This is a genomic window from Actinomadura sp. B10D3, assembly GCF_039871695.1.
GTDB lineage: Bacteria > Actinomycetota > Actinomycetes > Streptosporangiales > Streptosporangiaceae > Spirillospora > Spirillospora madurae.
Genome location: NZ_JBDPLY010000018.1, coordinates 132,742 through 159,052, shown reverse-complemented (window position 1 = coordinate 159,052; position 26,311 = coordinate 132,742). Strand labels below are relative to the sequence as shown.

Annotated in this window: 31 protein-coding genes, 1 tRNA gene and 1 pseudogene; 21 read left to right on the top strand and 12 right to left on the bottom strand. The window is 71.2% G+C overall.

Going from position 1 to position 26,311, the window contains the following annotated elements; genetic code table 11:
* Positions 1 to 223 precede the first annotated feature (223 nt).
* Positions 224 to 838: a TetR/AcrR family transcriptional regulator gene (locus ABGB11_RS25780; RefSeq protein WP_347636641.1), complete on the bottom strand. Its 615-nt coding sequence runs from the start codon at positions 836 to 838 to the stop codon at positions 224 to 226.
* Positions 839 to 937: 99 nt separating this feature from the next.
* On the opposite strand from ABGB11_RS25780, the gene ABGB11_RS25775 reads away from it, so the two are divergent.
* Positions 938 to 2,425: a DHA2 family efflux MFS transporter permease subunit gene (locus tag ABGB11_RS25775; RefSeq protein WP_347636639.1), complete on the top strand. Its 1,488-nt coding sequence runs from the start codon at positions 938 to 940 to the stop codon at positions 2,423 to 2,425.
* Between the two features lie 20 nt (positions 2,426 to 2,445).
* On the opposite strand, the gene ABGB11_RS25770 is transcribed toward ABGB11_RS25775, so the two are convergent.
* From ABGB11_RS25770 to ABGB11_RS25760, 3 genes are read right to left on the bottom strand one after another with little or no spacing between them, the layout of a single operon-like run.
* Positions 2,446 to 2,631 (bottom strand): DUF397 domain-containing protein, encoded by a 186-nt coding sequence (locus ABGB11_RS25770; RefSeq protein ID WP_347636638.1) that lies wholly within the window; start codon positions 2,629 to 2,631, stop codon positions 2,446 to 2,448.
* Entirely contained in the window at positions 2,628 to 2,825 is a 198-nt protein-coding gene (locus tag ABGB11_RS25765) for a DUF397 domain-containing protein (RefSeq protein WP_347636637.1), read from the bottom strand. Before ABGB11_RS25765 ends, ABGB11_RS25770 begins: the two co-directional genes overlap by 4 nt.
* Entirely contained in the window at positions 2,822 to 3,676 is an 855-nt protein-coding gene (locus ABGB11_RS25760; RefSeq protein WP_347636635.1) for a helix-turn-helix transcriptional regulator, read from the bottom strand. Before ABGB11_RS25760 ends, ABGB11_RS25765 begins: the two co-directional genes overlap by 4 nt.
* A 211-nt stretch (positions 3,677 to 3,887) precedes the next feature.
* Here ABGB11_RS25760 and ABGB11_RS25755 point away from each other — a divergent pair, with 211 nt between their 5' ends.
* A complete protein-coding gene (locus ABGB11_RS25755) occupies positions 3,888 to 4,370 on the top strand; it encodes an ATP-binding protein (protein WP_347636634.1) in 483 nt (160 codons plus the stop codon).
* Positions 4,367 to 4,741 carry a VOC family protein gene (locus ABGB11_RS25750; protein ID WP_347636633.1) on the top strand — a complete coding sequence of 125 codons (375 nt, stop codon included), beginning with the start codon at positions 4,367 to 4,369 and terminating at the stop codon, positions 4,739 to 4,741. The genes ABGB11_RS25755 and ABGB11_RS25750 overlap by 4 nt, the downstream gene beginning before the upstream one ends.
* Before the next feature lie 86 nt (positions 4,742 to 4,827).
* Here the strand turns inward: ABGB11_RS25750 and aceE are convergent, their stop codons facing one another.
* Positions 4,828 to 7,617 carry a pyruvate dehydrogenase (acetyl-transferring), homodimeric type gene (aceE, locus tag ABGB11_RS25745; protein ID WP_347636631.1) on the bottom strand — a complete coding sequence of 930 codons (2,790 nt, stop codon included), beginning with the start codon at positions 7,615 to 7,617 and terminating at the stop codon, positions 4,828 to 4,830.
* Between the two features lie 218 nt (positions 7,618 to 7,835).
* Between aceE and ABGB11_RS25740 the strand changes: the two genes are divergently transcribed.
* From ABGB11_RS25740 to ABGB11_RS25715, 6 genes are all read left to right on the top strand, one after another.
* On the top strand, positions 7,836 to 8,033 hold the full coding sequence (locus ABGB11_RS25740) for a DUF1918 domain-containing protein (protein WP_347636630.1): 198 nt from the start codon (positions 7,836 to 7,838) through the stop codon (positions 8,031 to 8,033).
* A 70-nt stretch (positions 8,034 to 8,103) separates the two neighbouring features.
* Positions 8,104 to 8,511 carry a YjbQ family protein gene (locus tag ABGB11_RS25735; protein ID WP_347636629.1) on the top strand — a complete coding sequence of 136 codons (408 nt, stop codon included), beginning with the start codon at positions 8,104 to 8,106 and terminating at the stop codon, positions 8,509 to 8,511.
* A gap of 218 nt (positions 8,512 to 8,729) precedes the next feature.
* Positions 8,730 to 9,158 carry a DUF3052 domain-containing protein gene (locus tag ABGB11_RS25730; RefSeq protein WP_347636627.1) on the top strand — a complete coding sequence of 143 codons (429 nt, stop codon included), beginning with the start codon at positions 8,730 to 8,732 and terminating at the stop codon, positions 9,156 to 9,158.
* A gap of 20 nt (positions 9,159 to 9,178) precedes the next feature.
* On the top strand, positions 9,179 to 9,640 hold the full coding sequence (locus ABGB11_RS25725) for a peroxiredoxin (RefSeq protein WP_347636626.1): 462 nt from the start codon (positions 9,179 to 9,181) through the stop codon (positions 9,638 to 9,640).
* A gap of 82 nt (positions 9,641 to 9,722) precedes the next feature.
* Positions 9,723 to 10,073: a hypothetical protein gene (locus tag ABGB11_RS25720; RefSeq protein WP_347636625.1), complete on the top strand. Its 351-nt coding sequence runs from the start codon at positions 9,723 to 9,725 to the stop codon at positions 10,071 to 10,073.
* Positions 10,074 to 10,154: 81 nt separating this feature from the next.
* Positions 10,155 to 11,213, top strand: coding sequence for an ion channel (locus tag ABGB11_RS25715; protein ID WP_347636623.1), 1,059 nt, complete (start codon positions 10,155 to 10,157; stop codon positions 11,211 to 11,213).
* Between the two features lie 226 nt (positions 11,214 to 11,439).
* On the opposite strand, the gene ABGB11_RS25710 is transcribed toward ABGB11_RS25715, so the two are convergent.
* Positions 11,440 to 12,411, bottom strand: coding sequence for a phosphoribulokinase (locus ABGB11_RS25710; RefSeq protein WP_347636622.1), 972 nt, complete (start codon positions 12,409 to 12,411; stop codon positions 11,440 to 11,442).
* Between the two features lie 159 nt (positions 12,412 to 12,570).
* Between ABGB11_RS25710 and ABGB11_RS25705 the strand changes: the two genes are divergently transcribed.
* Together ABGB11_RS25705 and ABGB11_RS25700 are read left to right on the top strand one after the other, a co-directional pair.
* On the top strand, positions 12,571 to 13,227 hold the full coding sequence (locus ABGB11_RS25705; RefSeq protein WP_347636621.1) for a response regulator transcription factor: 657 nt from the start codon (positions 12,571 to 12,573) through the stop codon (positions 13,225 to 13,227).
* On the top strand, positions 13,224 to 14,393 hold the full coding sequence (locus ABGB11_RS25700) for a sensor histidine kinase (RefSeq protein ID WP_347636619.1): 1,170 nt from the start codon (positions 13,224 to 13,226) through the stop codon (positions 14,391 to 14,393). Before ABGB11_RS25705 ends, ABGB11_RS25700 begins: the two co-directional genes overlap by 4 nt.
* On the opposite strand, the gene ABGB11_RS25695 is transcribed toward ABGB11_RS25700, so the two are convergent.
* Complete coding sequence (locus ABGB11_RS25695; protein WP_347636618.1) at positions 14,365 to 15,543, bottom strand: saccharopine dehydrogenase NADP-binding domain-containing protein; 1,179 nt, start codon at positions 15,541 to 15,543, stop codon at positions 14,365 to 14,367. The two genes, ABGB11_RS25700 and ABGB11_RS25695, sit on opposite strands and share 29 nt — an antisense overlap.
* A gap of 124 nt (positions 15,544 to 15,667) precedes the next feature.
* Here ABGB11_RS25695 and ABGB11_RS25690 point away from each other — a divergent pair, with 124 nt between their 5' ends.
* Positions 15,668 to 15,844, top strand: coding sequence for a hypothetical protein (locus ABGB11_RS25690; RefSeq protein ID WP_347636616.1), 177 nt, complete (start codon positions 15,668 to 15,670; stop codon positions 15,842 to 15,844).
* On the opposite strand, the gene ABGB11_RS25685 is transcribed toward ABGB11_RS25690, so the two are convergent.
* On the bottom strand, positions 15,801 to 16,706 hold the full coding sequence (locus ABGB11_RS25685; RefSeq protein ID WP_347636615.1) for a LysR substrate-binding domain-containing protein: 906 nt from the start codon (positions 16,704 to 16,706) through the stop codon (positions 15,801 to 15,803). The genes ABGB11_RS25690 and ABGB11_RS25685 overlap by 44 nt on opposite strands.
* A 182-nt stretch (positions 16,707 to 16,888) precedes the next feature.
* Here ABGB11_RS25685 and ABGB11_RS25680 point away from each other — a divergent pair, with 182 nt between their 5' ends.
* The 8 genes and pseudogenes from ABGB11_RS25680 (at position 16,889) to ABGB11_RS25645 (ending at position 22,262) form a co-directional block, all read left to right on the top strand.
* A complete protein-coding gene (locus ABGB11_RS25680) occupies positions 16,889 to 18,322 on the top strand; it encodes a form I ribulose bisphosphate carboxylase large subunit (protein ID WP_347636614.1) in 1,434 nt (477 codons plus the stop codon).
* A complete protein-coding gene (locus tag ABGB11_RS25675) occupies positions 18,322 to 18,750 on the top strand; it encodes a ribulose bisphosphate carboxylase small subunit (protein WP_347636612.1) in 429 nt (142 codons plus the stop codon). Before ABGB11_RS25680 ends, ABGB11_RS25675 begins: the two co-directional genes overlap by 1 nt.
* Entirely contained in the window at positions 18,747 to 19,703 is a 957-nt protein-coding gene (cbbX, locus tag ABGB11_RS25670; RefSeq protein ID WP_347636611.1) for a CbbX protein, read from the top strand. The genes ABGB11_RS25675 and cbbX overlap by 4 nt, the downstream gene beginning before the upstream one ends.
* Positions 19,704 to 19,782: 79 nt before the next feature.
* Positions 19,783 to 20,691, top strand: a complete 909-nt coding sequence (locus tag ABGB11_RS25665; protein WP_347636609.1) for a PAC2 family protein — start codon at positions 19,783 to 19,785, stop codon at positions 20,689 to 20,691.
* 51 nt (positions 20,692 to 20,742) lie between these two features.
* A complete protein-coding gene (locus ABGB11_RS25660; protein ID WP_347636608.1) occupies positions 20,743 to 21,162 on the top strand; it encodes a CBS domain-containing protein in 420 nt (139 codons plus the stop codon).
* Positions 21,159 to 21,794 carry a dienelactone hydrolase family protein gene (locus tag ABGB11_RS25655; protein WP_347636607.1) on the top strand — a complete coding sequence of 212 codons (636 nt, stop codon included), beginning with the start codon at positions 21,159 to 21,161 and terminating at the stop codon, positions 21,792 to 21,794. The genes ABGB11_RS25660 and ABGB11_RS25655 overlap by 4 nt, the downstream gene beginning before the upstream one ends.
* Positions 21,794 to 21,952, top strand: a pseudogene (locus ABGB11_RS25650) (FAD-dependent oxidoreductase); the annotation flags it as partial. The gene ABGB11_RS25655 and the pseudogene ABGB11_RS25650, both read left to right, overlap by 1 nt.
* 235 nt (positions 21,953 to 22,187) lie before the next feature.
* Positions 22,188 to 22,262: transfer RNA gene (locus tag ABGB11_RS25645), tRNA-Val, on the top strand.
* 95 nt (positions 22,263 to 22,357) lie between these two features.
* On the opposite strand, the gene ABGB11_RS25640 is transcribed toward ABGB11_RS25645, so the two are convergent.
* The 4 genes from ABGB11_RS25640 to ABGB11_RS25625 are packed head-to-tail and all read right to left on the bottom strand — an operon-like array spanning position 22,358 to position 24,965.
* Entirely contained in the window at positions 22,358 to 22,711 is a 354-nt protein-coding gene (locus ABGB11_RS25640) for a DoxX family protein (RefSeq protein ID WP_347636605.1), read from the bottom strand.
* 38 nt (positions 22,712 to 22,749) lie between these two features.
* Positions 22,750 to 23,670, bottom strand: a complete 921-nt coding sequence (locus ABGB11_RS25635) for an RNA polymerase sigma-70 factor (protein ID WP_347636604.1) — start codon at positions 23,668 to 23,670, stop codon at positions 22,750 to 22,752.
* A gap of 22 nt (positions 23,671 to 23,692) precedes the next feature.
* Complete coding sequence (locus ABGB11_RS25630) at positions 23,693 to 24,400, bottom strand: DUF899 family protein (protein WP_347636603.1); 708 nt, start codon at positions 24,398 to 24,400, stop codon at positions 23,693 to 23,695.
* 52 nt (positions 24,401 to 24,452) lie between these two features.
* On the bottom strand, positions 24,453 to 24,965 hold the full coding sequence (locus ABGB11_RS25625; RefSeq protein WP_347636601.1) for a MarR family transcriptional regulator: 513 nt from the start codon (positions 24,963 to 24,965) through the stop codon (positions 24,453 to 24,455).
* 88 nt (positions 24,966 to 25,053) lie between these two features.
* Here ABGB11_RS25625 and ABGB11_RS25620 point away from each other — a divergent pair, with 88 nt between their 5' ends.
* Positions 25,054 to 26,265, top strand: a complete 1,212-nt coding sequence (locus ABGB11_RS25620) for an MFS transporter (RefSeq protein WP_347636600.1) — start codon at positions 25,054 to 25,056, stop codon at positions 26,263 to 26,265.
* The last annotated feature ends 46 nt before the right edge of the window (positions 26,266 to 26,311 follow it).

Here is a 26,311-nt window from a genome sequence, read left to right as displayed (position 1 = left end):
GCCTTGAGGAGGTGACGAGGCCGTAGAAGAAGCGGCACGCCCGCTCTTCGTCGGTGAAACGGCGAATGGGGACGTATACGCCGCGCTCGCAGAGCCCGACGACCCAGCGCCCCTCCCGCCATCGTAGGTAGAGGTACTCGCTGGGCCGCCGGGCGGGCTCATGCACGCCCTCGATCTCGTACTCCCGGAAACCGGCGCGGGCCAGCGCCGTGGTGAAGTCCGCTTACCGGGACTTCCGCGGCGTGGACGGCGCCTGCGCCGAGCCTCCGTGGGAGAGCAACCGGTCGACCAGCCCGTCGACGTAGTCCGGGGTGAGGGGGCCCACGTCGAACAGGACGCGTATGTACATCGGCGCCATGACGTGGTCGAGCACGCCGAGCGCGTCGGGTGGGTTCTCGCCGCGTTCGCGGGCGCGGTCGAGCATGGACTGCAGCTGCCGGTTGCGTTCGGCGAGGAAGTCATCACGTGCTCGCAGGCCCTCCTGGCCCTTGCCGGACAGGGCGATGACCAGGCGCAGCACCGCCAAGCCGTCGGGTCCGGTGATCTCACGGGCCACGTTGGCCGCGTAGGTGCGCAGGTCGCCGTCCAGGCTCCCGGTGTCGGGCATCGGTGACCGCTCGTTGAGGCGCGCGAGTACCACGTCCGCGAGCAGATTCTCCAGGTTGCCCCACCGGCGGTAGACGCTGGTGTCGGCCACGCCCGCGCGGCCCGCGACCTCGCCGACGGTGAAGTTGCCGTAACCGCGCTCGTTCACCAGGTCCGTGACCGCCTCGTGCACCGCCGCGCGGACGCGGGCACTGCGCCCGCCGGGCCGCCGGGCTCGCTGCTGCTCCTCCACGCTCTCACCCTAACGCAGTCACCGCTTGCGTTTACGAGGCGAGCTGCCTTATGGTCCGACTAACGCAGTGAGAAACTGCGTTAGTGAGGGGACGGGGAGTTGACACACGAGAACCCGACGGGGGCGGCGTCGCCTGCGGCCGCGGGCACGCGGCCGAACCGGGCGGCCCTACTCGCGGTGACGTGCCTGGGGCAGTTCATGGTGCTGCTCGACAACACGATCGTCGGTGCGGCGCTGCCCGACATGCAGCGGCGGCTGCATGTCGAATTGACCGGCCTGCAATGGATCGTCGACGCATACGTGCTGCTGGTCGCGATGCTGTTGCTGTCCGGCGGCGTCTTCGCCGACCGCTTCGGCCGCAAGCGGGTGTTCCTGGCCGGCGTCGCGGTCTTCACCGCCGCGTCCGTGCTGTGCTCGGTCGCGCCCTCGCTCGGCTGGCTGATCAGCGGACGGGTGCTGCAGGGCATTGGGGCCGCGGCGTTGAGCCCTGCCTCGCTGGCCCTGCTCGCCGCCGCCCATCCCGTTCCGCAGGAGCGGGTCAAGGCGATCGGGCTGTGGGCCGGACTGAGCGGTATCGGGCTGGCCGCCGGACCCCTGGCCGGCGGCGTGCTGACGGAGGCCTTCGGCTGGCCTGCGATCTTCCTGGTCAACGTGCCGATCGGCGCCGTCCTGCTGGCGCTCGGCCTGCGCGTCCTGGGTGAGTCCCGCAATCCGAGCGCCCCCGCGATCGACGTTCCGGGGACGGTCCTGTCCGTGCTAGGCGTGGGAGCGCTGACCTTCGGGATGATCGAGGGCGGTTCCCGAGGCTGGACGTCACCATTGATCCTGGGCGGCTTCGCCGCCGGGGTGATGCTGCTCGCCGCCTTCATCGTGGTCGAAGGGCGACGTGCGACGCCGATGCTGCCGCTGCGGCTGTTCCGTCAGCGGCTGTTCACGGTGTCCAACACGGCGATGATCGTGGTGGGTTTCGCGCTCATGGGGTCGTCGTTCTTCTTCTCCCAGTTCTTCGTGTACGTCCAGGGCGACTCGATCCTGCGCGCCGGCCTCCAGACCCTGCCCGCCACCCTGGCCATGGTGGTCGTCAGCCCGTTCGCGGGCCGGTTCGCCGCCAGGTACGGCTTCCGGATCGTGGTCAGCATCGGCTTGGCGCTGGCCGGAGCGGGGCTGCTCGCATTGGGCCAGGTGCACGCCGACACCGGCTACGGGAACATGTGGTGGCGGCTGGCTGTCGTCGGCGCCGGTTTCGCCCTGACGATGTCCCCGCTGACCGGTGCCGCGATCGAGGCGGTCGCGCCGCAGGAGGGCGGCCTCGCATCGGGTGTCAGCAGCACCACCCGGCAGATCGGCGCGGTGCTCGGCGTGGCGGTGCTCGGCGCGATCGTCCGCACCAGCGAATCCAGCGGCGCATCCTTCGAGACCGGCCTCAACACCGCCTTCGTGGCCGCCGCCGCCATAACCCTGGCCGCCGCCGTGTTCACAGGCTTCGGCCTGGCAAGGCCCAAGCCCGCACCCACTTCCACAACGGGTGCCCTACTCGCGGCCACCCCCGAACTCAAGACCGAACGAACGGCACCGCCCGCCCACTGACCACCAGCGGAGCGGGTTGCTCACGACCGTCCGGCGTACCGAACGAGGAGGGTGGCGAAGCTCTGACGGGAGAGGACGAGATGCCCAGCGGCGGGCGCCTTGCTGTCGCGGATGCCGACGTGGCCGTTCAGGGCAGCGATCTCGACGCATTCGCCCTCGGCTCCGCCGCTGTGAGCGCTCTTACGCCAGCGGGATGTGGTGGTCATGGCTGCGCGGTGAGGCGGGCGAGGAGGGCGGCGAAGTTCTCGCGGGTGAGTGCGAGGTGTCCGGCGGCGGGGTTCTTGCTGTCGCGGAAGGCGATGCGGCCGTTCAGGTTGGCGATCTCGACGCAATTGCCCTCGTCGCCGCCGCTGTGGGTGCTCTTTCGCCAGAGGGACTGGCTCAGGTCGGGGGCGTTCATGATTCCGACGCTATCTCGTCTATGAGTTTCAGCGAAGCGGTTCTGCTCAGGGCCGCCGAGCGCAGCAACTCGAAGGTTTCCTCGTGGCCTGCGACCTCGTTTTCTTCCTCGACGAAGAAGCTTTGGGTGAACCGGTCGATCACGGACACGGTGAGCCGGCCAGGCGGGCGCAGGGAGATGAGGAGATGCGGGCTGCCGAACCACAAGTGTTCGCTGGCGGCGCTGGGGAGCACGCGCAGCTCTACATGATCGAGGCGGCCGACCTCGGAGAGCCTTCGCACCTGAGCGCGCAGGAGCGCGGGGTCGCCGCCGACCTGATTGTGGAGGACCGCCTCCGCGATGATCGGCATGTAGCGGGGTGGGTCGGGACGGCTCAGTACCCGTTGACGAGACAGCCGGAAATCGACCAGCGTCTCGGCGTTCCGTGAGTGTTTCGCGGGGCCGACGGCGATGAGTTTGCGGGTGTAGTCAGGGATTTGGAGGAGTCCAGGGACGATGCTGGGCTCGAAATTGCGGATCTCGGCAGCGTCTTCTTCGAGACTGGCCAGGTCCAGAGCGGCGGCGGATATACGACCAACTCGTTCTCGCACCCATCGGCCGGGTTTGTGGGTGGCGAGGTGGAGAAGGGACTCGCGGAGGGGGCCGTCCTCGATGGCGTAGAAGTCGAGGAGGTCGTTGAGCTCGTCGGGGGAGATGACCTGGAGGCCGTTCTCGACCATGCTCATCCAGCCCTGCGAGCGGCCGAAGCGGCGGGCGACGGTGGCGACGGTCAGGTTGTGGCGGTCGCGGGCTTTGCGGAGCGCCGAGCCGATCCGGCGCTGGCGAACGGTGGGGGCGTTCCCGGAAGGCATCTCTCCAGCGTGTCACTCTGTGTGGTCGTGCGTACACGGAATCGCGGCGCATTGAACGTTCAGTCGGGAAACGTTCAGGGCGGGCGACACGAGCACTTCGGGCGGTGAATGTTGCGGGCGACTCCGAATCGAAGGGAGACGCGCGAATGGAAGCGTCCGAGACGAGAAGGACGCCGGCGGTCCGGCGTGGTGTGTCGTGGGTGGCGGCGTGGTGAGCGGTGGGCTGGTCGTGCTCGGCACGCTCACGCTGCCCGGCGTCCGGCGGTCGGTGGGGTTCGCGCGGCGGTTCCTGCGCGACCTGCTGCCTCCGGGGCATCCCGCGCTGGACGACCTGGTGACGGTCGGGAGCGAGACGGTCTGCAACGCCATCACCCACACGGCTTCGGGCAAGGGTGGACGGGTGACGGTCAGCCTGCTCGGCGGCGGCGACTACTACCTGCTGGAGGTCGCCGACGACGGCGCGGGCGGCGGGCGGCCGCGGGTCAAGGCGGAGACCGGGGCCGAGGGCGGGCGCGGGCTCAGGATCGTCGAGGCCCTCGCGGAGGCCTGGGGATTCCGGACGGACGGCGACCGCACCATCGTCTGGGCACGGTTCCCTTCGCCGTGTGGAATCTTGCCCGCAAACACCGACAGGGGGTTGTCGGGACGCTCCCGGAAGCTGGTGCCCACAGCGTTCGAAGGAGGAGATCCATGAGTGTTCCCGCGTTCAACACCGTCGCGTGGTTCCAGGTCGGCACCGACGCGCCCGAGGAGGCCCGCCGCTTCTACGGCGACATGTTCGGCTGGCAGTTCAACCTCGACCCGGACGAAGACGGCTACGACCTGATCAACTACCCGGAGGCCGACATCCCCAGCGGCGGCATCGCGCACATGCCCGACGCGTCCGGCAACCACGCGATCTTCTACGTCCTCGTCCAGGACGTGGATGCCGCCTGCGCCGAGGCCGAGAAGCACGGCGGCAAGGTCACCGCGCCCGCCACCACGACGGGCAACGGCTTGAAGTTCGCCCACCTGGCGGACCCGTCGGGCAACGAGTTCGCCGTGTTCACGCCCCCGGCGCGCTGACCTGGAACGCGAAAGGGCCCCGGGAACCGTCCCGGGGCCCTTCACCGGTGATCGCGGCCTACACCTCCGCGATCACCTGGGGTGAATCAGGCGTCTCCGCCGGTGTTGCTCTCGGCGCTGCCCACGCCGCCCGCGAAGACGTCGCTGACGCCGGCGTCGAGGCGGTAGCGCTTGATGGCCTGGGACAGCGTCTCCGGCTTGACCTCGCCGTGCCGGGCGAGCCGGGTGAGCACCGCGAGGACGATCGACGCGGCGTCCACGTGGAAGAACCGGCGGGCGGCGGCGCGGGTGTCGGAGAAGCCGTACCCGTCGGTGCCGAGCGAGGAGAAGTCCCCGTGGACCCAGGGCGCGATCTGGTCGGGTACGGCGCGGGTGAAGTCCGATACCGCCACGATCGGCCCGGCGACGCTGTCGAGCGTCCGGGAGACGTAGGGGACGCGCTGCTCGGCGTCGGGGTTGAGCAGGTTCCACTCGTCGCAGGCGCGGGCCTCGCGGGCCAGCTCGTTCCACGACGTCGCCGACCAGACGTCCGCGGCGACGCCCCAGTCCTCGGCGAGGAGGCGCTGGGCCTCCAGGGCCCACCGGCCGCCGACGCCGGACGCGAGGATCTGCGCCCGCGGGGTCTCGCCGTTCCCGGACGTGACCTCGGGCGCGCCCCGGTACAGGTACAGGCCCTTGAGGAGCCCGTCGACGTCGAGGTTCTCGGGCTCGGCGGGCTGCTGGTACGGCTCGTTGTAGACGGTGAGGTAGTAGAAGACGTCCTCGCCGTTCGGGTGCTCCTCGGACGTCCCGTACATGCGGCGCAGCGCGTCCTTGACGATGTGCGCCAGCTCGAACGCCCACGTCGGGTCGTAGTGGACGCACGCCGGGTTCGTCGCCGCGAGGAGCGGGGAGTGGCCGTCGGCGTGCTGCAGGCCCTCGCCGGTGAGGGTGGTGCGTCCGGCGGTGGCGCCGAGCAGGAAGCCGCGGCCCATCTGGTCGCCGAGCGCCCACATCTGGTCGCCGGTCCGCTGGAACCCGAACATCGAGTAGAAGATGTAGACCGGGATCATGTGCTCGCCGTGCGTGGCGTACGCGGTGCCCGCGGCCATGGTGGACGCCATCGAGCCGGCCTCGCTGATGCCCTCGTGCAGCATCTGGCCGCTCTCGGACTCCTTGTACGACAGCAGCAGCTTGCGGTCCACCGCGTCGTAGGTCTGCCCCTGCGGCGAGTAGATCTTGGACGTGGGGAAGAGCGAGTCCATGCCGAACGTGCGGTACTCGTCCGGGGCGATCGGCACGAACCGGGCGCCGATGTTCTCGTCCTTGATCAGATCCTTGAGCAGCCGGACGAACGCCATGGTCGTCGCGACGTTCTGCTTGCCGGACCCCTTCTTCATCTCGCTGTAGACGGGGTCGCCCGGCAGCTTGAGCGGCTTGGCCCGCACGACCCGCTTCGGCAGGAACCCGCCGAGGGCGGCGCGGCGCTCGCGCATGTACTGGATCTCGTCGGAGTCCTCGCCCGGGTGGTAGTAGGGAGGCAGCGGGGCCTCCAGCGCCGAGTCGGGGATGTCCAGGTAGAGCCGGTCCCGGAACTCCTTCAGCTCCGCCTTGGTGAGCTTCTTCATCTGGTGGGTGGCGTTGCGGGCCTCGAAGTCGGAGCCGAGCGTCCAGCCCTTGATGGTGTGCGCCAGGATGACGGTCGGCTGGCCGACGTGCTCGCGGGCCGACTTGAACGCCGCGTACACCTTGCGGTAGTCGTGCCCGCCGCGGGACAGCTTGCGCAGGTCGTCGTCCGACAGATGCTGGACGATCCTGCGCAGCCGCGGGTCGGCGCCGAAGAACTTCTCCCGGATGTACTCGCCGGACTCGACGCTGAACGTCTGGAACTGCCCGTCGGGAGTGGTGTTCATCTGGTTGACCAGCACGCCGTCGACGTCCTGCGCGAGCAGCGGGTCCCAGTCGCGGCCCCAGATGACCTTGATGACGTTCCAGCCGGCGCCGCGGAAGAACGACTCCAGCTCCTGGATGATCTTGCCGTTGCCGCGCACCGGGCCGTCGAGCTGCTGCAGGTTGCAGTTGACGACGAAGGTGAGGTTGTCGAGCTCCTCGCGGGCGGCGAGGCCGATCGCGCCGAGCGACTCCGGCTCGCCCATCTCGCCGTCGCCGAGGAACGCCCACACGTGCGACCGGGACGTGTCCTTGATCTTGCGGCTGTACAGGTAGCGGTTGAAGCGCGCCTGGTACACCGAGTCGATCGCGGTGAGGCCCATGGACACCGTGGGGAACTCCCAGAAGTCCGGCATGAGCCGCGGGTGCGGGTAGGACGACAGGCCGCCGCCCGGGTGCGAGTGCTCCTGCCGGAACCCGTCGAGCTTGTCCTCGGGCAGCCGGCCCTCCAGGAACGCGCGGGCGTAGATGCCGGGGGCGGCGTGGCCCTGGATGAAGACCTGGTCGCCGGACTCGCCGTGGTCCTTGCCGCGGAAGAAGTGGTTGAACCCCACCTCGTACAGGGACGCGGCGGAGGCGTAGGTGGCGATGTGGCCGCCGACGCCGAGCTCGGGCCGGTTCGCCCGGGACACCATGATCGCCGCGTTCCAGCGGATGTAGGCGCGGATGCGCCGCTCGACGTGCTCGTCGCCGGGGAACCAGGGTTCGGACTCCGGCGGGATGGTGTTGATGAAGTCGGTGCTGCGCAGGCCGGGCACCCCGACCTGCTGCTCGCGCGCCCGCTCCAGGAGCCGCAGCATCACGTAGCGCGCCCTGCCGCGGCCTTCTGTCTTGATGACCGTGTCCAGCGACTCCAGCCATTCCCGGGTTTCGTCCGGGTTGATGTCGGGCAGCTGGCTCGGCAGCCCGTCGCTGATGATCGAAAAGCGTTGACGTCCGGAAGCCACGGGGTCCCCTCTGTCCTTACCGTCCTTGCTGGTGAGACCTGCGCGCCACCGAGCGGGAGGCGGTCGGTCCCCGGCAGACTGTTGTCGCCTCGGTTCGTGATCCATCGTCGCCGTTTACGACGGCTAACGCATCTCTACCAACCGGTAACCATTCTCCCCGGTCAACCGGGGTACCCACCCTGTGGAGAGTCGTTTTTCCGGCGACATGGGGAGTAATGATGAACGGACGGATCGGAGACCGGCTGCACGTCCACGGCAACGTCGTCGGGCAGCCGGACCGCACGGGCGAGATCATCGAGGTACGCGGAGAGGACGGCGGCCCGCCGTACCTGGTCCGGTTCGACGACGGCCACGAGACCCTGGTCTACCCGGGGCCGGACGCCGTCATCGAGCCCCGCGAGCAGGTTTCGCGCTGAGCAGACGGGCGGCCGGAGATCGCGCCGCCGCGGACGCGTTCCGCGGCGCCGATCGGGTACACCGGGGATCATGGAGAGCACCGTGGTCCGGGTGTCCACCGGTACCAGCGAGGCCGTGCACGACATCACGGCCGAATGCGAGCGGTTCGCCGCGTCGGCGGGCGGCGACGGGTTGCTGCACGTCTTCGTCCCGCACGCCACCGCCGGCGTGGCGATCATCGAACTGGGGTCGGGCAGCGACGACGACCTGCTGGCGGCCCTGGGCGACCTGCTGCCCGCGGACGACCGGTGGCGCCACGCGCACGGGTCGCGGGGGCACGGGCGGGCGCACGTGATGCCCGCGATCGTCCCGCCGTTCGCGACGCTGCCGGTCGTCGGCGGGCGCCTCGCGCTCGGCACGTGGCAGTCGGTGGCCCTGGTCGACCTCAACGTGGACAATGCGGAGCGCCAGGTTCGGTTGTCTTTCGTCAAAGGATGAGTTGAGGCCTATCACCCTCCGTGGACGTGCGGTGACGGCGATCTCCGTATTCGGGTCGATGAGGCCACCAAATGCCGGGAAGACACTTGCGCAACGGGGCCTCACTTGTGTGAACTGTCCCGCAAACACCGCGCAGGTGCGGACGGGCCACCCGTCTCGGGGGGTCGGAAGGACACGAGCACGGCACCGTGCGGACTGACGACAATGGGAGGACTTTCGTGAGCGCGACCGCGGGTCAGGCGCAGTCTGAGCGCAGCCTGGCCGAACGGCTCGGCCTCAAGGCGGGCCAGGTGGTGCAGGAGATCGGCTACGACGACGACGTCGACGAGGAGCTTCGTCGCTCCGTCGAGGAACTCACGGGGAACGAGCTGGTCGACGAGGACTACGAGGACGTGGTCGACATCGTGCTGCTGTGGTGGCGCGAGGATGACGGCGATCTGTTCGAGGGCCTGACCGACGCGATGATCCCGCTCACCGGGGGCGGCAACATCTGGCTGCTGACGCCGAAGGCGGGCCGGGACGGGCATGTGGAGCCGAGCGACATCGGCGAGGCGGCGCAGACCGCCGGCCTGTCGCAGACCAGCAGCGTCAGTGCCGCCAAGGAATGGTCCGGCACGCGGCTGGTCGCGCCCAAGGTCCGCAAGTAGCGGCGGGGCTGGAGCCACTCTTGGCCGTCGACGTAGGCGATGCCGCGCCGGACTTCGAGCTGAGGGACCAGCACGGCGCCCCGGTGAGGCTGTCGGGCTTCCGCGGTGACAGGAACGTCGTCCTGGTGTTCTACCCGCTGGCCTTCAGCGGCGTGTGCACGGGCGAGCTGTGCACGATCCGGGACGAACTGCCCAGCCTGGGCGATCCGGACGACGTGCAGGTGCTCGCGGTCTCGGTCGACTCGATGTTCGCGCTGCGGGCCTGGTCCGACCAGGAGAGATTCGATTTCCCGCTGCTGTCGGACTTCTGGCCGCACGGCGGGACGGCACGAGACTACGGAGTGTTCGACGAGGAGAAGGGGCTGGCGTTGCGCGGCACCTTCGTCATCGACACCGAGGGCGTGGTGCGCTGGAAGGTCGTGAACGCCATTCCGGACGCACGCGACATCGGCGAGTACCGCAAGGCGCTCGCCGAACTCTGAGCGAAACGGACCGGTTCCGGTGCCGTCCGAGACCATCCGGAACGGATGGCCGGAACCGGTCCCCCGCACCCTTGGAGGTGTGATGCCCTGCTTCCGCTGCGGGGCGCGGCAGACCGACCCCGTGCGCGGCGCGAGCCCGTGGAAGCGCGGGGTGCGGGCCGACCACCAGGTACTGGTCTGCCCGGCCTGCCAGGCCGTCCACGACTGGGCGGACGCCCTGGACCGCTGCGCGGCGTGCGGCTCGGCCGCCCTGGTCTGCCGGCTCGGAGAGGTGGAGTGCCGCGACTGCGGGCACACCCGCGACGCCGTCCGGGATGATCTCGGCGACGCCGACCTGGTGCACTCGGGCGCGCAGCCTCCCGCCGACGGGGGCCTGTCGGAGGAGGTCGCGGCGGCGCTGTCGCGCGTCCTGAAACGGGGCCCGGCCGGCTGATCCGGGCGCCGAGGGCGGCGTCCGATTCGTACGCCTCGTCCGGTCTTGACGGGGTGTTTCGCCTGCTGCGACGCTTCGCGGGTGCCGATCGTCCTGCTACGCCTGGTCAACCGGATCACCGGGCGGTCCTGGCGCGTGCCCGCGCTCGTCCTCGCGGGCGCGTTCCTGCTGGGCTGGCTGCTGATCGCGGTGTTCGAGAAGCCGGGCGCGGATCTCAAGAACCCGTCCCAGTACATCTGGTACTTCCTGGTCAGCGGCACCACCACCGGGTACGGCGATCTCGCGCCGGAGACGGTCGGCGGCCGGATCGGCGGCGTGCTGATCATCGTGGCCGGTCTCACCGCGGGGCTCGTGCTGTTCGCCGAGCTGACGCTCTGGATGGCGAAGGGCAGGACCATGAAGGCGAGCGGGCAGGCGCGGCTGCACAGGCGGCGGCACGTCGTGATCGTCGGATACGAGCGGGACGCCCTGCGCGCCGTCATCGGCCAGCTCCGCGCCGACCCCGACTTCGCGCGGACGCCCGTCGTCACGGTCTTCTGGCCGGGGCAGCTGGCGGGCGAGAACCCCGATCCCGACCTGTACGACGTCGTCGCGTTCGACGAGACCGCCTACGAGAGGGCGTGCATGGAGCACGCGCGCACGGCCGTGGTCGTGGGGCACTCCGACGACGAGACCGTCCGGGTGATGCTCGGCGTCGCGGCCTACCTGCGGCGGAAGGGCGCGCCTCCGGTCCACCTGCTGGCGGGGGTGCGCGACGGCGGCCGCCGCGCGGAGATCACCGAGGCGCTGGAGCTGATCAGCACCGACATCGAGCCGGTGGACATCGACGACCCCGCCGTGGTCGCCGTCGCCATCCGCAACCCGGGCGTCGCGGCGATCTACCACAACCTCGCGAGCACGCTCGACAGCGACGGGACGCTCTACCGCGTCGACGTCCCCGAGGACGCCGGCGAGTGGTCGCGCCTCGACGTCGCGGTCTTCCTCCTGCACCGGGGGAGCACGCTGCTCGCGGTCGGCGAATCGCACGGACCGAACGCCCGGTTCCGGCTCACCGCCCTCCCGGACGAGCGCATCCGCGGCGGCCAGTCCCTCGCCGTGGTCGCCCCCGACCGCCCGGAGATCCCCTGGCACGAGCTGTGAGGGACCGGGAGAGCGCCCCGCGCGCCCGCATGGGCGCTCTCCCGGTGGCCGCGAGCGCGCGGCCCGGGGCACAGGTCCGAAGCCCCGGGGCCTCCCCGCGCACACGCGGAGCCAAGCGCGTTATGCGTGTTCTCTGTGGGGGCGCCCCCCCACGCCCTTCGGTTCGCTTCGCTCAAGCGTGTGCTTTGTGGGGGGGCGACCCCCCACACCCCCCGGTTCGCTTCGCTCAAGCTGCTTGCCGGTGGTCTGCGTCGAGCAGGTGGTACAGCAGGAGCAGCTGGGTGATGGCGAGGGGGTCGCTGGTTCCGGAGTCGCCGAGGCGGCCGAGCGCGCCGGGGTCGGGGAGACCGGTGCCGGCGCGGGGGCCGAGACGCTCCCAGATGGCCTTCTTGACCACCTGCGACTCCTCGGGCGAGACGTATCCGTGCACGTGCAGGGCGTCGACGGGACGGCCGTCGGTGTCGCGGTGCAGCCGCAGGTGCATGGCGGTCCCGGTGTCGCCGGCGCCGCCGTCCAGGACGTCCGCCAGCTCGGGGTGGTCGATGGTCGGACGCAGCAGCAGCTCCGCCGACAGGGGCGTCCCCGGCGGGTCGAGGCGGCCGGCGACCGGCGCGAACCGGACGACGATGTCGGCGTGCTTGCGCTGGGGCCGGACGTAGGCGGCGCTGTCCGGTTCGCGCCGGGCCAGCTCCGCCATGACCTGCTCGGGGCTGTAGCCGCGCTTCTCGCAGTCGCGGCGGACCTTCCAGGAGTGCCGCAGCGGCTCGGGCGGGTCGAGGTAGACGGTGATGTCGAAGCAGGCCCGCGCGAGCCGGGTGTGCAGCGGGAGCAGCCCCTCGACGATCACGAAGTCGCGGGGCTCGACCAGTTCCGGCCGGACGAGCTTCCCGGTCGCGTGGTCGTACACCGGCTTGAGGATCGGCTCGCCCATGGACAGCAGCTGCAGGTGCTGCTCCATGACGTCGATGTGGTTGCAGTCGGGGTGCAGCGCCGTGAACGGCCTGCCGGCCCGTTCGGCGCGGTCGTAGCGGTGGTAGTCGTCCACGCACACCGCGGTCATCCGGTCGGCCCCCAGACACCGCACAAGCCCCCTGGTCAGCGTGGTCTTGCCCGCCGCGCTGTCCCCCGCGATGGCGAGCATGACGGGGCGGCGGCCCGACCCGCGCGCCCGGAGCATATGCACGATCCGATGGGGCACCTGGCTCCTCCGTCCTGCGGAATTCAGTTTTCGTGGTGCAGCGTAGGCGGGGGCGCCGGGCCGTTCTTCCCCCAAACAGGGGAGAGCGGGGGTGAACCCGCGGGACGCCTTCCCCGGCACGGCTACTGATGAGTAGCTTCCGGTTGTTATCGTGCCGGGATGGGCGCCCCCGTACGCGTCGTCCTGGTGGACGACCACGAGATGATCCTCGCCGGGCTGACCGCGATGCTGGCCGGGTTCTCCGGCCGGGTGCGCGTCGTCGGGCAGGCGGGGACGGGGGAGGAGGCGGCCCGGCTGGTCACCGCCCTGCGCCCGGACGTCGTCCTGCTGGACGTGCGGCTCGGCCCCGAGAGCGGCCTCGACCTGTGCCGGCTGATCACGGGCCGGGTGCCGGAGTCGCGGGTGGTGTTCCTGTCGGTGTACGACGACGAGCAGTACGTCTTCGAGGCGCTGCGGGCCGGGGCGGGCGGTTACCTGCTCAAGCGGGTGGACGGCCCGGAGCTCGTCCGGCGGCTGGAGGAGGTCGCGCAGGGCGAGACGGTCGTCGACCCGACGCTCGCGGGCCGGATGGCGGTGACCGCGGCGCGCCTCACCCGCGGCGAGTTCTGGCCCGGCGCGAACCGGGGCCTCACCCAGCGCGAGAGCGAGGTGCTGTCGCTGCTCGTCGGCGGCCTGTCGAACAAGGCGATCGCGGCGCGGCTGGTGCTGAGCGAGGAGACCGTGAAGAGCCACCTGCGCGCCCTGTACCGCAAGCTGGAGGTGACCGACCGGTCGGCGGCGATCGCGGTCGCGCTGCGGGAGGGGCTGTTCCGGTGACGGCCCCGCTGGAGCTGCTCGCCGGGCGCGGCGGCGACCTCCTGGTCCGCGTCGCGGGGGTGGCCTGTTCCGGCCGCGAGCTGCCGGGGATGGCCGAGCGGCTGGCCGAGCTGGTCGTCCGGTCCGCGGAGGCGCTCACGTTCTGCGACGTCTACGTGCTGGACGACGACGGGCGCGTCCTCGAACGGCCGGGCGCGGCCGTCCCGCTGGGGGAGGGGGACGCCGGCCGGGCCGCCGCGCACGGCCGGGTCCGCGCCCATCGGGACGGGCGCGGCGCCGCGATCCCCGTGCACGACGAGGGCGCCGTGATCGCGGTCGTGGACGTCCGGTCCGCGGGCCCGTGCCCGCCGGGCGACCTGGCGCTCGCCGCCGCGCTCGCCGGGCTGTTCGCGCCGGTGCTGTCCTCGTGCCGGCGGCTGCGCGCCGCCCGGGAGCGCGAGCACGCGGCCGAGCGGTTCGCCGAACGGGCCGTCGAGGCGCAGGAGGCCGAGTGGTCGCGGCTGAGCCGCGAGATCCACGACGGCGTCGCGCAGCGGCTCGCCAGCCTCGGCTTCCACCTGTCGGCGGCCGAGCGCGCGATCCCCGAGCACCATCCCGAGGGGCTCGCGCAGATCATGATGGCGCGGCGGCTCTGCGAGCTGGCCGCGGCCGAGACCCGCGCGGCGATCGGGGGCCTGCGCCCGCCCGTCCTGGACGATCTCGGCCTGTCGGCGGCGCTCGCCACGCTAGCCCGGGAGGCCGGGGACGGGCCGGGCGCCCCGTCCGGCCCGCTCGACGTGACGGTCACCGTCGAGGGCGAGCTGGAGGACGAGCTGCCCGACCACGTCCAGACCGCCCTGTACCGGATCGCGCAGGAGGCGGTGGGCAACAGCCTGCGGCACGCGGACGCGACCCGCGTCGACCTGCTGCTGGAGCACTCCCGCGACCGGGTCCGGCTGAAGGTCGCCGACGACGGGGCCGGCTTCTCCATCCGGGACGTGCTCGCGCAGGGAGGCCGGGGCCGCCGTCCCGACTCCTACGGGCTGCGCGGCATGCGGGAGCGCGCCGAGCTGCTCGGCGGGCGGTTCACGGTGACGAGCCGTCCGGGCGCCGGCACGACCGTGGAGGCGGTCGTCCCGATCCCCGGCCGCCGCCGGGTCACGCCGGATCCAGCACCCGGAAGGTGATCCCGGCCTTCACCAGCCGGTCGGTCAGCGCGTCGCCCATCGCGGCGGCGGTCGTGACCTGGCCGGACGTCGCGGGCAGGTCGTCGTGGGCGAGGCACAGCGCCGACTCGGCGAGCATCTTCGCCGTCTCGCCGTAGCCCGGATCGCCGCCCGCGACCTCGGTGACGACGCGCTCGCCGCCGCCCTCGCCGACGAACGTCATGCGGAACCAGTGGCGTGCGCGCTGCTCCTCGGACGGCCCGTCCCCCGGCGTGCGGAGCCGCAGCAGCAGGTTGCGGGTGGGCGGGAGCGCGGCGAGCGCGAGGAGGGCGCCGGAGCCCGCCGCCATCCCGGCGGCCGTGGCGAGGCGCCGGACCGCGATGTAGTGGCCGTAGGAGAAGTCGGGCCCGTACCGGTCGAGCGAGGCCGCCGACCGGACGACGATCTGCGGGTCGATGGTCGGAAGCGGCAGCGTCCAGCCGCCGCCGATGCGGGCCTTCGGCGCCGGGCGCCGCGAGATGCGGACCCTGCGGCCCGCGGGCGGCTCCTCCACCTTGCGGCGTTCGCGCTCGGCGCGCACCATGCCCGCGGCGTCCGCGAAGATGCCGACCGCCGAGTGCAGGGTGCCGCCGGACGCGTCCCCGCGCACGCGCAGGAACCCCTCCACATGCAGCGGGACGCCTTCCGGGAGCTGCTTGACCGTGAAGTAGGCGCCGAGGTCGTGCGGGATCGAGTCGAACCCGCAGGCGTGCACGATCCGGGCGCCGCTGCGCACGGCCTCCCGGTGGTACTCGACGTACATCCGGTCGACGAACGTCGGCTCGCCGGTGAGGTCGACGTAGTCCGTGCCCGCGCGCGCACATGCCGCCACCAGCGGCTCCCCGTACCGGACGTAGGGTCCGACCGTCGTGATGACGACACGCGCCGACGTCGCGACGTCCTCGATGGAGGCGGCGTCGGTGGTGTCGGCGTGCAGCAGCGGAAGGTCGGCGCACGCGGGGTTCAGCTTCGCCAGCCGGTCGCGGACGGCGGTCAGCTTCGCCCGGTTGCGGCCGGCGAGCGCCCAGCGCGTGCCCGGACCGGCGTGCCGGGCCAGGTACTCGGCGGTGAGGGCGCCGGTGAAGCCGGTGGCGCCGAACAGGACGACGTCGTACGGGCGTTCGGCGGTCATGAGGGCCCCTTTCACGGTTCCGAACCCGATTCTGTCGTTTTCGGGCCTCGGCGTGTGCACGGGCACGCCGATGTGAGGGACCGCACTCCTCTAGGGTTGCTCCGGTGATGCGGATGGTGGCGTGGTGACCGGGCTCGCCGTGGCGATGGACGTCGTCGCCGCGGGGTTCTTCGCGTGGTTCCTGGTGCTGGTGACCCGCAGGAGGGGCGTGCCCGGCGACGAGGGCGGCCGGTCCGTCGCGATGGTCCTCATCGCGGTCAGCCTGGGGCTGCTGTCGGTGTCGCTGTGGAGCCTGCCCTAGCGGGGGTCCAGCCCGGCGCGTCCAGCAGGTGCCGGACGAACAGCAGCGTCGTCGGCGTCGGCGCGGCCCCGGAGGCCGCGTGCCACGGCCGGTCGAGCGGCATTCCCGGCGCGCCGACCACCACGAGCCGCCCCGCCTCCAGCTCGGCGCCGACCGCGTCCCGCGACACCAGGGCCACCCCCAGCCCCGCCGCCGCGCCCGCGACCACCGCGCCGTTCGAGCCGAGCACGAGCCGCGGCGGCGCGGTCTCCCGCTCGGCCAGGTAGGCGTCCGCGCTGGCCCGCGTCCCCGAGCCCGGCTCGCGCATCACCCACGGCGTGCGCGCGAGGTCGAACCCGGCCGCGACGTCCGGCGCGCCGACCACGACCAGCTCGTTCGGGCGCCTCGCCAGCACGGTCGCCGCGGCCCCCGCCGGGGGACGGCCGGCCAGCACGAGGTCGGCCTCGTGCGCGGCGAGGCTGCTCCAGACCTGGCGGCGCGGCCCCACCTCCAGCGTCAGCTCGACCTCGGGCCACCGTTCCCGGAACGAGGCCAGCAGCTCGGGAAGGAGCTGGTCGGCGGCCGTCGTGACCGCCGCCAGCCGCAGCGTCCCGCGGCCGGGATCGGCCGCGCCGCGCGCCGCGGCCCGCCCCTCCTCCAGCAGCCCGAGCACCTGCCGCGCGTACCCGGCGTAGGCGGTGCCCGCCGCGGTCAGGCCGATGCCGCGCCCCTGCTTGCGGACGAGCGGGACGCCGAGATCGCGGGTCAGCGCGGCCACCGCCGCCGACACCGCGGACTCGGTCACGTACAGCCGCCGCGCCGCCGCCCGCACGGACCCGGTGTCGGCGAGCGCGACGAACGTCCGCAGCCGTGCTTCCGTCACGCTTCCGGCCTCCTAATCCCGACGAAGTCGGCTCGGGGCGTGGGGGGTCGCCTCCCACAGGCAGCATGGTCAAGCGAATGCTTGATGGTCACCGTAGAACACTTGATGGACAGCGCAAGTGTCGGGCCGCGAAGCTCGACCCGTCACGGTTCCACGAGGCTCCAGGCTGAAGGAGAGCGGCGATGAGCTCGGGCAGATGGTCGGCGGGCGTGATCCCCTACGCGGAGATGGGCTACTGGCGTCCGGACTACGAGCCGAAGGACAGCGACATCCTCGCCGCCTTCCGGATCACCCCCCAGCGGGGCGTGCCGCCGGAGGAGGCCGGCGCGGCCGTCGCGGGCGAGTCGTCCACCGCGACCTGGACGGTCGTGTGGACGGACCGGCTCACGTCCTACGAGAACTACCAGGGCAAGTGCTACAAGGTGGAACCCGTCCCGGGGCAGGGCGACCAGTTCATCGCCCACATCGCCTACGACCTCGACCTGTTCGAGGAAGGGTCGATCGCGAACCTGACGTCGTCCATCATCGGGAACGTCTTCGGATTCAAGGCGCTCAAGGCGCTGCGCCTGGAGGACATGCGAATCCCGCCCCACTACGTGAAGACGTTCCAGGGGCCGGCCCACGGCATCGTCATGGAACGCGAGTACCTCGGCAAGTTCGGCCGTCCGCTACTGGGAGCGACCGTCAAGCCCAAGCTCGGCCTGTCCGCGCGTAATTACGGACGCGTCGTCTACGAGGCGCTCCGCGGCGGCCTCGACTTCACCAAGGACGACGAGAACATCAACTCCCAGCCGTTCATGCGGTGGCGGGACCGATTCCTCTACTGCATGGAGGGCGTCAACCGGGCCCAGGCCGCGACCGGTGAGGTCAAGGGCCACTACCTCAACGTCACCGCCGCGACGATGGAGGACATGTACGAGCGCGCCGAGTTCGCGAAGGAGCTCGGCAGCGTCGTCGTGATGATCGACCTCACGATCGGCTACACGGCGATCCAGTCGATGGCCGCATGGGCGCGCAGGAACGGCGTCCTTCTGCACCTGCACCGCGCGGGGCACTCCACTTACACGCGGCAAAAAACGCACGGCGTGAACTTCCGCGTCATCGCCAAGTGGATGCGCCTGGCGGGCGTCGACCACATCCACGCCGGGACGGTCGTCGGCAAGCTGGAAGGCGACCCGAACAGCGTCCGCGGCTACTACGACACGCTCCGCCTGAACAAGGTCGAGGCCGATCCGGTGAAGGGCCTGTACTTCGACCAGGAATGGGCGTCGATGCCCGGGACGATGCCCGTCGCCTCCGGCGGCATCCACGCCGGGCAGATGCACCAGCTCCTGCACTACCTGGGCGAGGACTCGATCCTCCAGTTCGGCGGCGGGACGATCGGCCACCCCATGGGCATCGCCGCCGGCGCCACCGCCAACCGCGTCGCGCTCGAAGCGATGATCAAGGCCCGGAACGAGGGCCGCGACTACCTCGCCGAGGGCCCCGACATCCTGCGCGCCGCCGCCAAGCACAGCCGCGAGCTCGACATCGCCCTGTCCACCTGGGGCGACATCACCTTCACCTACGAGTCCACCGACACCCCCGACGTCGTCGAAACCCCGGTGAGCATCTGATGCGGATCACCCAAGGCACCTTCTCCTACCTGCCCGACCTCACCGACGAGGACATCGCCGCGCAGATCGCCTACGCGCTCGGCCAGGGCTGGCCGTGCTCGGTCGAGTTCACCGACGACCCGCACCCGCGCAACCCCTACTGGGAGATGTGGGGGCTGCCGATGTTCGACCTCGCCGACCCGGCCGGCGTCCTCTACGAGATCAACGAGTGCCGCACGGCGTACCCGCACCACTACATCCGGCTGAGCGCCTACGACGCCCGCTACGGACGGCAGACCACCGCGTTGCAGTTCATCGTCCAGCGCCCGGCCGAGGAGCCCGGCTTCCGGCTCGACCGGACCGAGACGTCCGACCGGCGCGTCCGGTACACGCTGCACCCCTACGCGCTCGACCGTCCCGAAGGCGACCGCTACGGGGCGGGACGTTGACCGAGCGGCCCGGCTTCGGGATGCGCCGGAACGGCTCCCCGGTGGAGGACGCCGGGGAGCCGCTCCCGCCCGGCGCCCGGGTCGACCTCGCCAGGGAACGCGACGACTCGCAGGCCGGAGCCGTCCTGGACGCCCTCGACGCCGACCTCGTCGGCCTCGCCCCGGTCAAGACCCGCATCCGCGAGATCGCCGCGCTGCTGCTCGTCGACCGCGTCCGGGCCCGGTTCGGCATCGACTCGGGACGTCCCAGCCTGCACATGTGCTTCACCGGCAGCCCCGGGACGGGCAAGACCACCGTCGCCGTCCGGCTCGCCGAACTGCTGCACCGCCTCGGCTACGTCCGCCGCGGCCACCTCGTCTCCGTTACCCGCGACGACCTCGTCGGCCAGTACGTCGGCCACACCGCCCCCAAGACCAAGGAGGTCCTGAAACGGGCCATGGGCGGCGTCCTGTTCATCGACGAGGCCTACTACCTCTACAGGGCCGAGAACGAGCGCGACTACGGGCAGGAGGCCATCGAGACCCTCCTCCAGGTCATGGAGAACCAGCGGGACGACCTCGTCGTCGTCCTCGCCGGCTACAAGGACCGCATGGACTCCTTCTTCGCGTCCAACCCCGGCATGAGCTCCCGCATCGCCCACCACATCGACTTCCCCGACTACGAACCGGAGGAGCTGGAGGCCATCGGCCGGCTGATGATGGCCCGCGATGGCTACACCCTCGCCCCCGAGGCCGAACCGGTCTTCCGCGACTACCTCGCCCGCCGCCGCGAGCAGCCCCGCTTCGCCAACGCCCGCTCCGTCCGCAACGCCATCGAACGCGCCCGCCTCCGCCACGCCGGCCGCCTCCTCGCCGCCGGCGAGGTGGGCCGCGACGACCTCACCACCCTCCACCCGGACGACTTCCTCCCCAGCCGCGTCTTCCAGGGCGACGCCGCCCGGCCCGGCACGTGACCGGCGTCACGTCCGAACCGGGGATGAGCCTCCAGATGTCCTAGTGTTGTGCGCAGGACACGTGGAGGTGGGGGAGAAGTTGCTGAACCCTGAGGATCTGTACGAGCTTGACGGCGACCTGCCGGAGATGACGGGTCCGGTGCTGCTGCACAGCCTCGACGGTTTCGTGGACGCCGGGTCCACCGGCCAGCTCGTGCGGGAGCACCTCCTGGAGGCGCTGGAGCACCGCGTCATCGCCCGCTTCGACGTCGACTCCCTGATCGACTACCGCGCCCGCCGGCCGCCGATGACCTTCGACCGCGACCACTGGGCCTCCTACGAGGCGCCCGAGCTGGTCGTGCGGCTGCTCCGCGACGATGTCGGCAGCCCGTTCCTGATGCTGTCCGGCCCCGAGCCCGACCGGCTGTGGGAGGGCTTCACCGCGTCCATCCTGCACCTGGTGAAACGGCTCGACGTCGGGCTGGTCGTCGGCTTCCACGGCATCCCGATGGGCGTCCCGCACACCCGCCCCGTCGGCACCACCGCGCACGCCACCCGGCCCGAGCTGATCACCCGCAACTCCTGGTTCGACAAGGTCCAGGTGCCCGGCAGCGCCGCCGGGCTGCTGGAGCTGCGGCTCGGCGAGGCCGGCCACGACGCCGTCGGGTTCGCCGTCCACGTCCCGCACTACCTGGCGCAGTCCGCCTACCCGGCCGCCGCCGTCGCCGCCCTGGACGCGATCGTCTCCGTCACCGGGCTCGTGCTGCCCGTCGAGCGGCTCCGGGAGGCCGCCGCCGCCACCGACGCCGACATCGCCGAGCAGGTGGACGGCAACGACGAGGTCGAGAAGGTCGTACGGGCCCTGGAGCAGCAGTACGACGCGTTCGCCGGCGCCGCCGAGCGCGACAACCTGCTCGCCGAATCGCAGGACATGCCCACCGCCGAGGAGCTCGGCGCCCAGTTCGAGCGCTTCCTCGCCGAGCAGGACGGCCCGGACACGGCCGGGTAGACATATCCCGTCCGCCGGTGGGTAGGCGACGCCCCGAGAGGGGAGGTCCGCATGGCCCAGAAGGTGAACGAAGTGATGACGCCGGTGCCGGTGGCGGTGTCCCCGGACACCAGCCTGGTGGAGGTCGGCGACCTGATGCGCCGGCACGGCATCGGCGACGTCCTGGTCGTCCACGAGGGCCGCCTCCGGGGCCTGGTCACCGACCGCGACATCGTCGTCCGCGCCGTCGCCGCCCAGCGCGACATGGCCGCCACCAAGGTCGCCGAGATCTGCTCCACCAACATGATCACGATCACGCCCGGGGAGGACGCCGACGCCGCCGTCCGCCTCATGCGGCGGCACGCCGTCCGCCGCCTCCCGGTCGTCGACGGCGACCGCCCGATCGGCATGGTCTCGATCGGCGACCTCGCCGTCCAGCGCGACGAGCGCTCCGCCCTCGCCGACATCAGCGCCGAACCGCCCAACACATGATCACGCTGAAGCTGCCGGACGCCGAGCTCGGAGGCGACCTCACCATCCCGGACGCCGCGACGGGCGCCGTCCTCTTCGCTCACGGCAGCGGCAGCTCCCGGCACAGCCCCCGCAACCGCGCGGTCGCCCAGGGCCTCAACGCCGCCGGCATCGGCACCCTCCTCATCGACCTCCTCACCGAGCACGAGGACGAGATCGACCGCGTCACGGCCGCCCTCCGCTTCGACATCGAAATGCTCACCCTCCGCCTCATCGGCGCGATCGACGCGCTCGCGGACGGCCTCGAATCCGCCCCCCACACCGCGGGGCTCCGCATCGGCCTGTTCGGCGCGAGCACCGGCGCCGCCGCCGCCCTCGCCGCCGCCGCGGCCCGCCCTCAGATCGGCGCGGTGGTCTCCCGCGGCGGGCGCCCCGACCTCGCGGGCCCGTCCCTGCCCCGTGTCCGGGCCCCCGTCCTGCTGATCGTCGGCAGCCGGGACACCGAGGTCCTGGAGCTGAACCGGGGGGCGGCCCAGAGCCTGGAGAACTCCGAGATACACGTCGTCTCCGGCGCGGGCCACCTCTTCGAGGAGCCGGGCGCGCTCGAAGAGGTCACCACGCAGGCCGCCGACTGGTTCAACCGACACCTGTGATGCACGACGTCATCGTGGTCGGCGCGGGCCCGGCCGGATCCGCCGCCGCGACCCACCTCGCCCGCTCGGGCCTGGACGTCCTCGTCCTGGAGAAGACGTCCTTCCCCCGCGAGAAGATCTGCGGCGACGGCCTCACGCCCCGCGCCGTCCGCGAGATTTTCGGCATGGGCGACGGCACCTGCAACGCCCGGCGTGGCCCTCCTCCGCACCGACCACCCCGACTCTCGGCCGCGCCTTCACCCGCGCCATCGACGACCCCCGCGCCATGCGCCTGGCCACCCGCCACGGCCTCGCCCACCCGCCCCTGATGCGCCTGGCCCTCAAGACCCTCGGCGCCCTCCCCTGACCGTTTCGCGAAGCCCCTCCAGAACCAGGTACGCTTTCCCGGCACCAGGGCGCGTAGCTCAGGGGTAGAGCACTCGCCTTACAAGCGAGGAGTCGCAGGTTCGAAACCTGCCGCGCCCACCAGCGAAAACCCCCTGTTCCCGATCACCGGAACAGGGGGTTCGTGCCATGAGCGGTCGCGCCTCTTGGGGCGGGATTGTTAAGGCTCTCTGCGGGGTTTAGAGGCCGTGGTGGGTCGCGTTGAGGGTTAGGGCTGCCACATCTAGGGAGAAGAACACGGACCAAGCGCCGAGATGGTAGTCGCGGGCCCGCAGGTGGACCACGAACGCGCCGAGGAAGTACAGCACCAGGCCGGTGGCCGCGAGCGTGCCCAGCGGCGGTACGGCGAACCCGGTCACCAGCCCGAGCGCCCCCGCCGCCAGTAGGGTGCCCAGTGGGAGCATCCAGGTCCGGGGCACGCGCAATTTGTCCGCCTGGCTCTGCGGGTACGGGTGGCCGATGAAGTTGGCGATGGCGGCCAGGCCGTTGACGGCCGCGGCGAGCACAGTGACCAGGACGTAGGTCGCGAACACGAAAGGTGTCCTTTCCGTGAGGACGGCGGTTGTTCGCCTCACGGACGAGGTGACTCTCCGATCTGTGACAGATCTGCGTGGTGGACGCCCGACAGCTTCTCTGGGTTGCTGACCACGTGAATTGTGTCGATCATGCCGTCGACCAGGTGCAACGTGACCGTCAGCACGGGTGTGCGTTGTGAGTACAGGACGATTCCCGGGCCGTCGTTGACCGGGAGCACCCGAGCCCGAGCGTCGCCCGGCCTGCGCTGGTAGAGGACGATCAGTGCGTGGGCCACGTACCGGTGCCCGTGGACCGGCTTGCGTGGCGCGCCGGTGAGGCCGCCGCCGTCGCTGACCATGGTCACGTCCGGCGCCAGGATCTCCAGCAGAGCCTCCAGATCACCGCCGTTGCAGGCTGCCAGGAAGCGCTCGGTGACCCGCCGCCTGGTCGCGGGGTCAGCGTCGTAGCGCCGGCGGCGTGCCTCGACCGCCTTCCTGGCGCGATGCGCGATCTGCCGGACGCTCGCCTCACTGCGCCCGACGAACGCGGCGATCTCGCCGTGTTTGTAGCCGAACGCCTCGTTCAGCACGAAGACGGCGCGCTCCATCGGGGTCAGGGCCTCCAGGACGAGGAGCATCGCGGTCGATACCGAATCGGCGCTCACCACGTTGTCTGCGACATCCGGAAGAGTCAGCAGCGGTTCGGGCAGCCAAGGCCCGACATAGGTTTCCCGCCGCACGCGTGCACTGCGCAGGTGGTCGATCGCCAGCCGCGTGACCACCCGCACCAGGTAACCCTCGGGATCGGCGACGGTGCCGATCTCGACGCGGCTCCACCGAAGCCAGGCGTCCTGGACCACGTCCTCCGCTTCGGTGACACTGCCCAATACTCGGTAGGCTACGGCGTGCAGCAGGTTGCGGTGCTCGGCGAACGCCTGCTTGGCCGCGGCCCTGCGCGGCGCCGCGTCGCCGGCCATTGCCGTCCTCCCTTACCAGCGGTCAGCAGCGGTCGACCCGGCAGCGCCCATTGGCGTCCGGGCCGTAGGCTGCGGCTATCGTTTCGGAGCCTGGCCAGCGGCTGTAGGTGGGGGACTGGGGCCAGCCCTCTGGGGAGTCCTGCCATTCCTCCTGGCGGCCGTAGGGCAGGATGTCGATCAGGGCGAAGGTGTGGGTGAGCTGCTCGGTGCCGCGGCCGTTGGTGTGCCAGGTGCGGTAGACGGTGTCGCCGTCGCGCAGGAAGACGTTGACCGCGAAGCCGCCGCCAGGGGGTGCGCCCACGTCGGTGCCGAAGGTGCTGTTGGCGGTGGAGTACCAGGTCATCTTGTTGCCCACGCGGCGCTTGTAGGCGAGGGCCTCGTCGATCGGGCCCTGGGTGACGATGACGAACCTGGCGTCGTAGGCGTCCAGGAACTCCAGCCGCGTGAACTGCGACGTGAGGCCCGTGCAGCCCGGGCACTGCCAGGTCTCGCCCGGGAACCACATGTGGTTGTAGACGATCAGTTGCGACTTGCCGTCGAAGACGTCGGCCAGGGAGACCGGGCCGTCCTCGCCCTCCAGGGTGTAGTCGGGCATCTCGACCGCGGGCATGCGGCGGCGCTGGGCGGCGATCGCGTCGAGTTCGCGGGTCGCGGCCTTCTCCCGGGCGCGGAGTTCGTCGAGGTGGCGTTGCCAGGTCTCGGTGTCCACGACGGTCGGTAGGGCCTTCATCTGTTCCTCCGAAGCTTGTGGTCTTTATGTGGACCACGTCCGTTCGTCGGATTCATCGGTCCCCGGACGGGGGTTTGTCGCCGAGGCTCAGGAGGAGGGTGCGGAGAGTAGCGGCCAGGTCGTTCTGCTGGTGGTCGTCCAGGGCGGCCAGGAGGCGGTGTTCGTTCTCGACGTGGGCGGCCACGGCTCGGTCGATGAGCTCGCGGCCCTTGGGGGTGAGGGCGACGATCACCGTGCGGCGGTTGGCGGGGTCGACGTCGCGGGTGACGTAGCCCTTGGCGACGAGCCGGTCGAGGCGGTTCGTGACGGCGCCCGAGGTGACCATCGAGGAGCGGGCCAGCGCGCCCGCGGTCATGCCCTCGGACGAGCCGGCGCGCCGGAGGGTGGCGAGGACGTCGAACTCGCCCCGTTCCAGGCCGAACTCGTCGAAGAGGGCCTTGAGGTCGCGTTCGACGATGCGGGTCAGCCGGGAGAGGCGGCCGAGGACGCCCATGGGGGACGCGTCGAGGTCCGGGCGGGCGCGGGCCCACTGTTCCAGGACGACGTCGACGGCGTCACGGGTCACCTGAACTCCTTAGCGTTGAACTGTTTGACGTCAAGGTATCAGCTTGTTAACGTCTCGGCGTTGAAGATTTCAACGTTGAGAGGTTCTGATGACTGTACCTTCGCGTCCGGCCCTGCGGGGCTGGGGAGGGGTCGCCGCCATCACGGCGAGCCTGTTCGTCTTCCTCACCACAGAGCTGATGCCCGTCGGGCTCCTCACTCCGCTGAGCGGGAGCCTGGACATTTCGGTCGGGGTCGCCGCGCTCATGGTCACGCTGTACGGCGTCTCGGCCGGGCTGGGCGTGACGTTCATCGTGGCGTGGACGAGGCGCGTCAACCGAAGGGTGCTGCTCGCCACGCTGCTGGCCATCCTGGCCGTGGGGAACCTGGTCACGGCTGTGTCGCCGAACTATCCGCTGGTCTTGGCGACGCGGCTCGTCATGGGGTTCGCCAGCGGGGTGTTCTGGGCCATCGGCGTGAGCATGGCGATGCGGCTCGTCCCGGAGCGTCAGGCGAGCAGGGCGTCCGCGGTCGTGATGTCCGGCATCTCGATCGCCACGGTGGTGGGCATACCGCTGGGGACGGTCCTGGAAGACCTCACCGGCTGGCGGACCACGTTCCTGATCTGGGCCGGCCTCAGCCTGGCGGTCCTCCTCGCGGTCGCCGTGATGGTGCCGTCGCTGCCGTCGGCGAACGCCGTGTCGGTGCGCGAGGTCTTCGGCCTTCCGCTGAAGAACGTGCCGCTCCGGTCGGTGCTGTTCACCGTCGTGCTGTTCGTGCTCGGCCACTTCGGGGCGTACACGTTCGTGCGGCCGTTCCTGGAGGAGAAGGCGTCCGCCGGGGCTCTCTTCATCACCATGGTGCTGATCGTCTTCGGTGTCGGGGGTGCGGTCGGGAACTTCGTCGCCGGATACACGGTGAACAGGAGCCTCAAGGGCAGCTTCGTGGTGGGGGGCGTGGGGCTTGTGGTGTCCCTGTTGTTGCTGCTCACGGTCGGGGGTAGCCAGGTCGGTGCGGTCGTCGCGCTGGTGCTGTGGGGGCTGTCGTTCGGCGTCGTGCAGTTGTCCCAGGTCAACATGACGCTGGCCGCCGCACCCGAGACGTTCGAAGCCGCGATGTCGCTCAACACCATGGCGTACAACACGTCCATCGCGCTCGGGGCGCTCTTCGGCGGACTGTTCGCCGACCATCTGGGCGTCACCAGCGTCGTCTGGCTCGGTGTCGCGCTGACGGCGGCTTCGCTGCTGGTCACTTCGGGGGCTGGTCGGAGGGCGTCGCGTCCTGCCGCCGAGGCCGCGGAGCCCAGCTTGATCAAGAAGTGAGCCCGGCGGAACCCCCTGTTCCCGGCGGGAACAGGGGGTTCCGTGC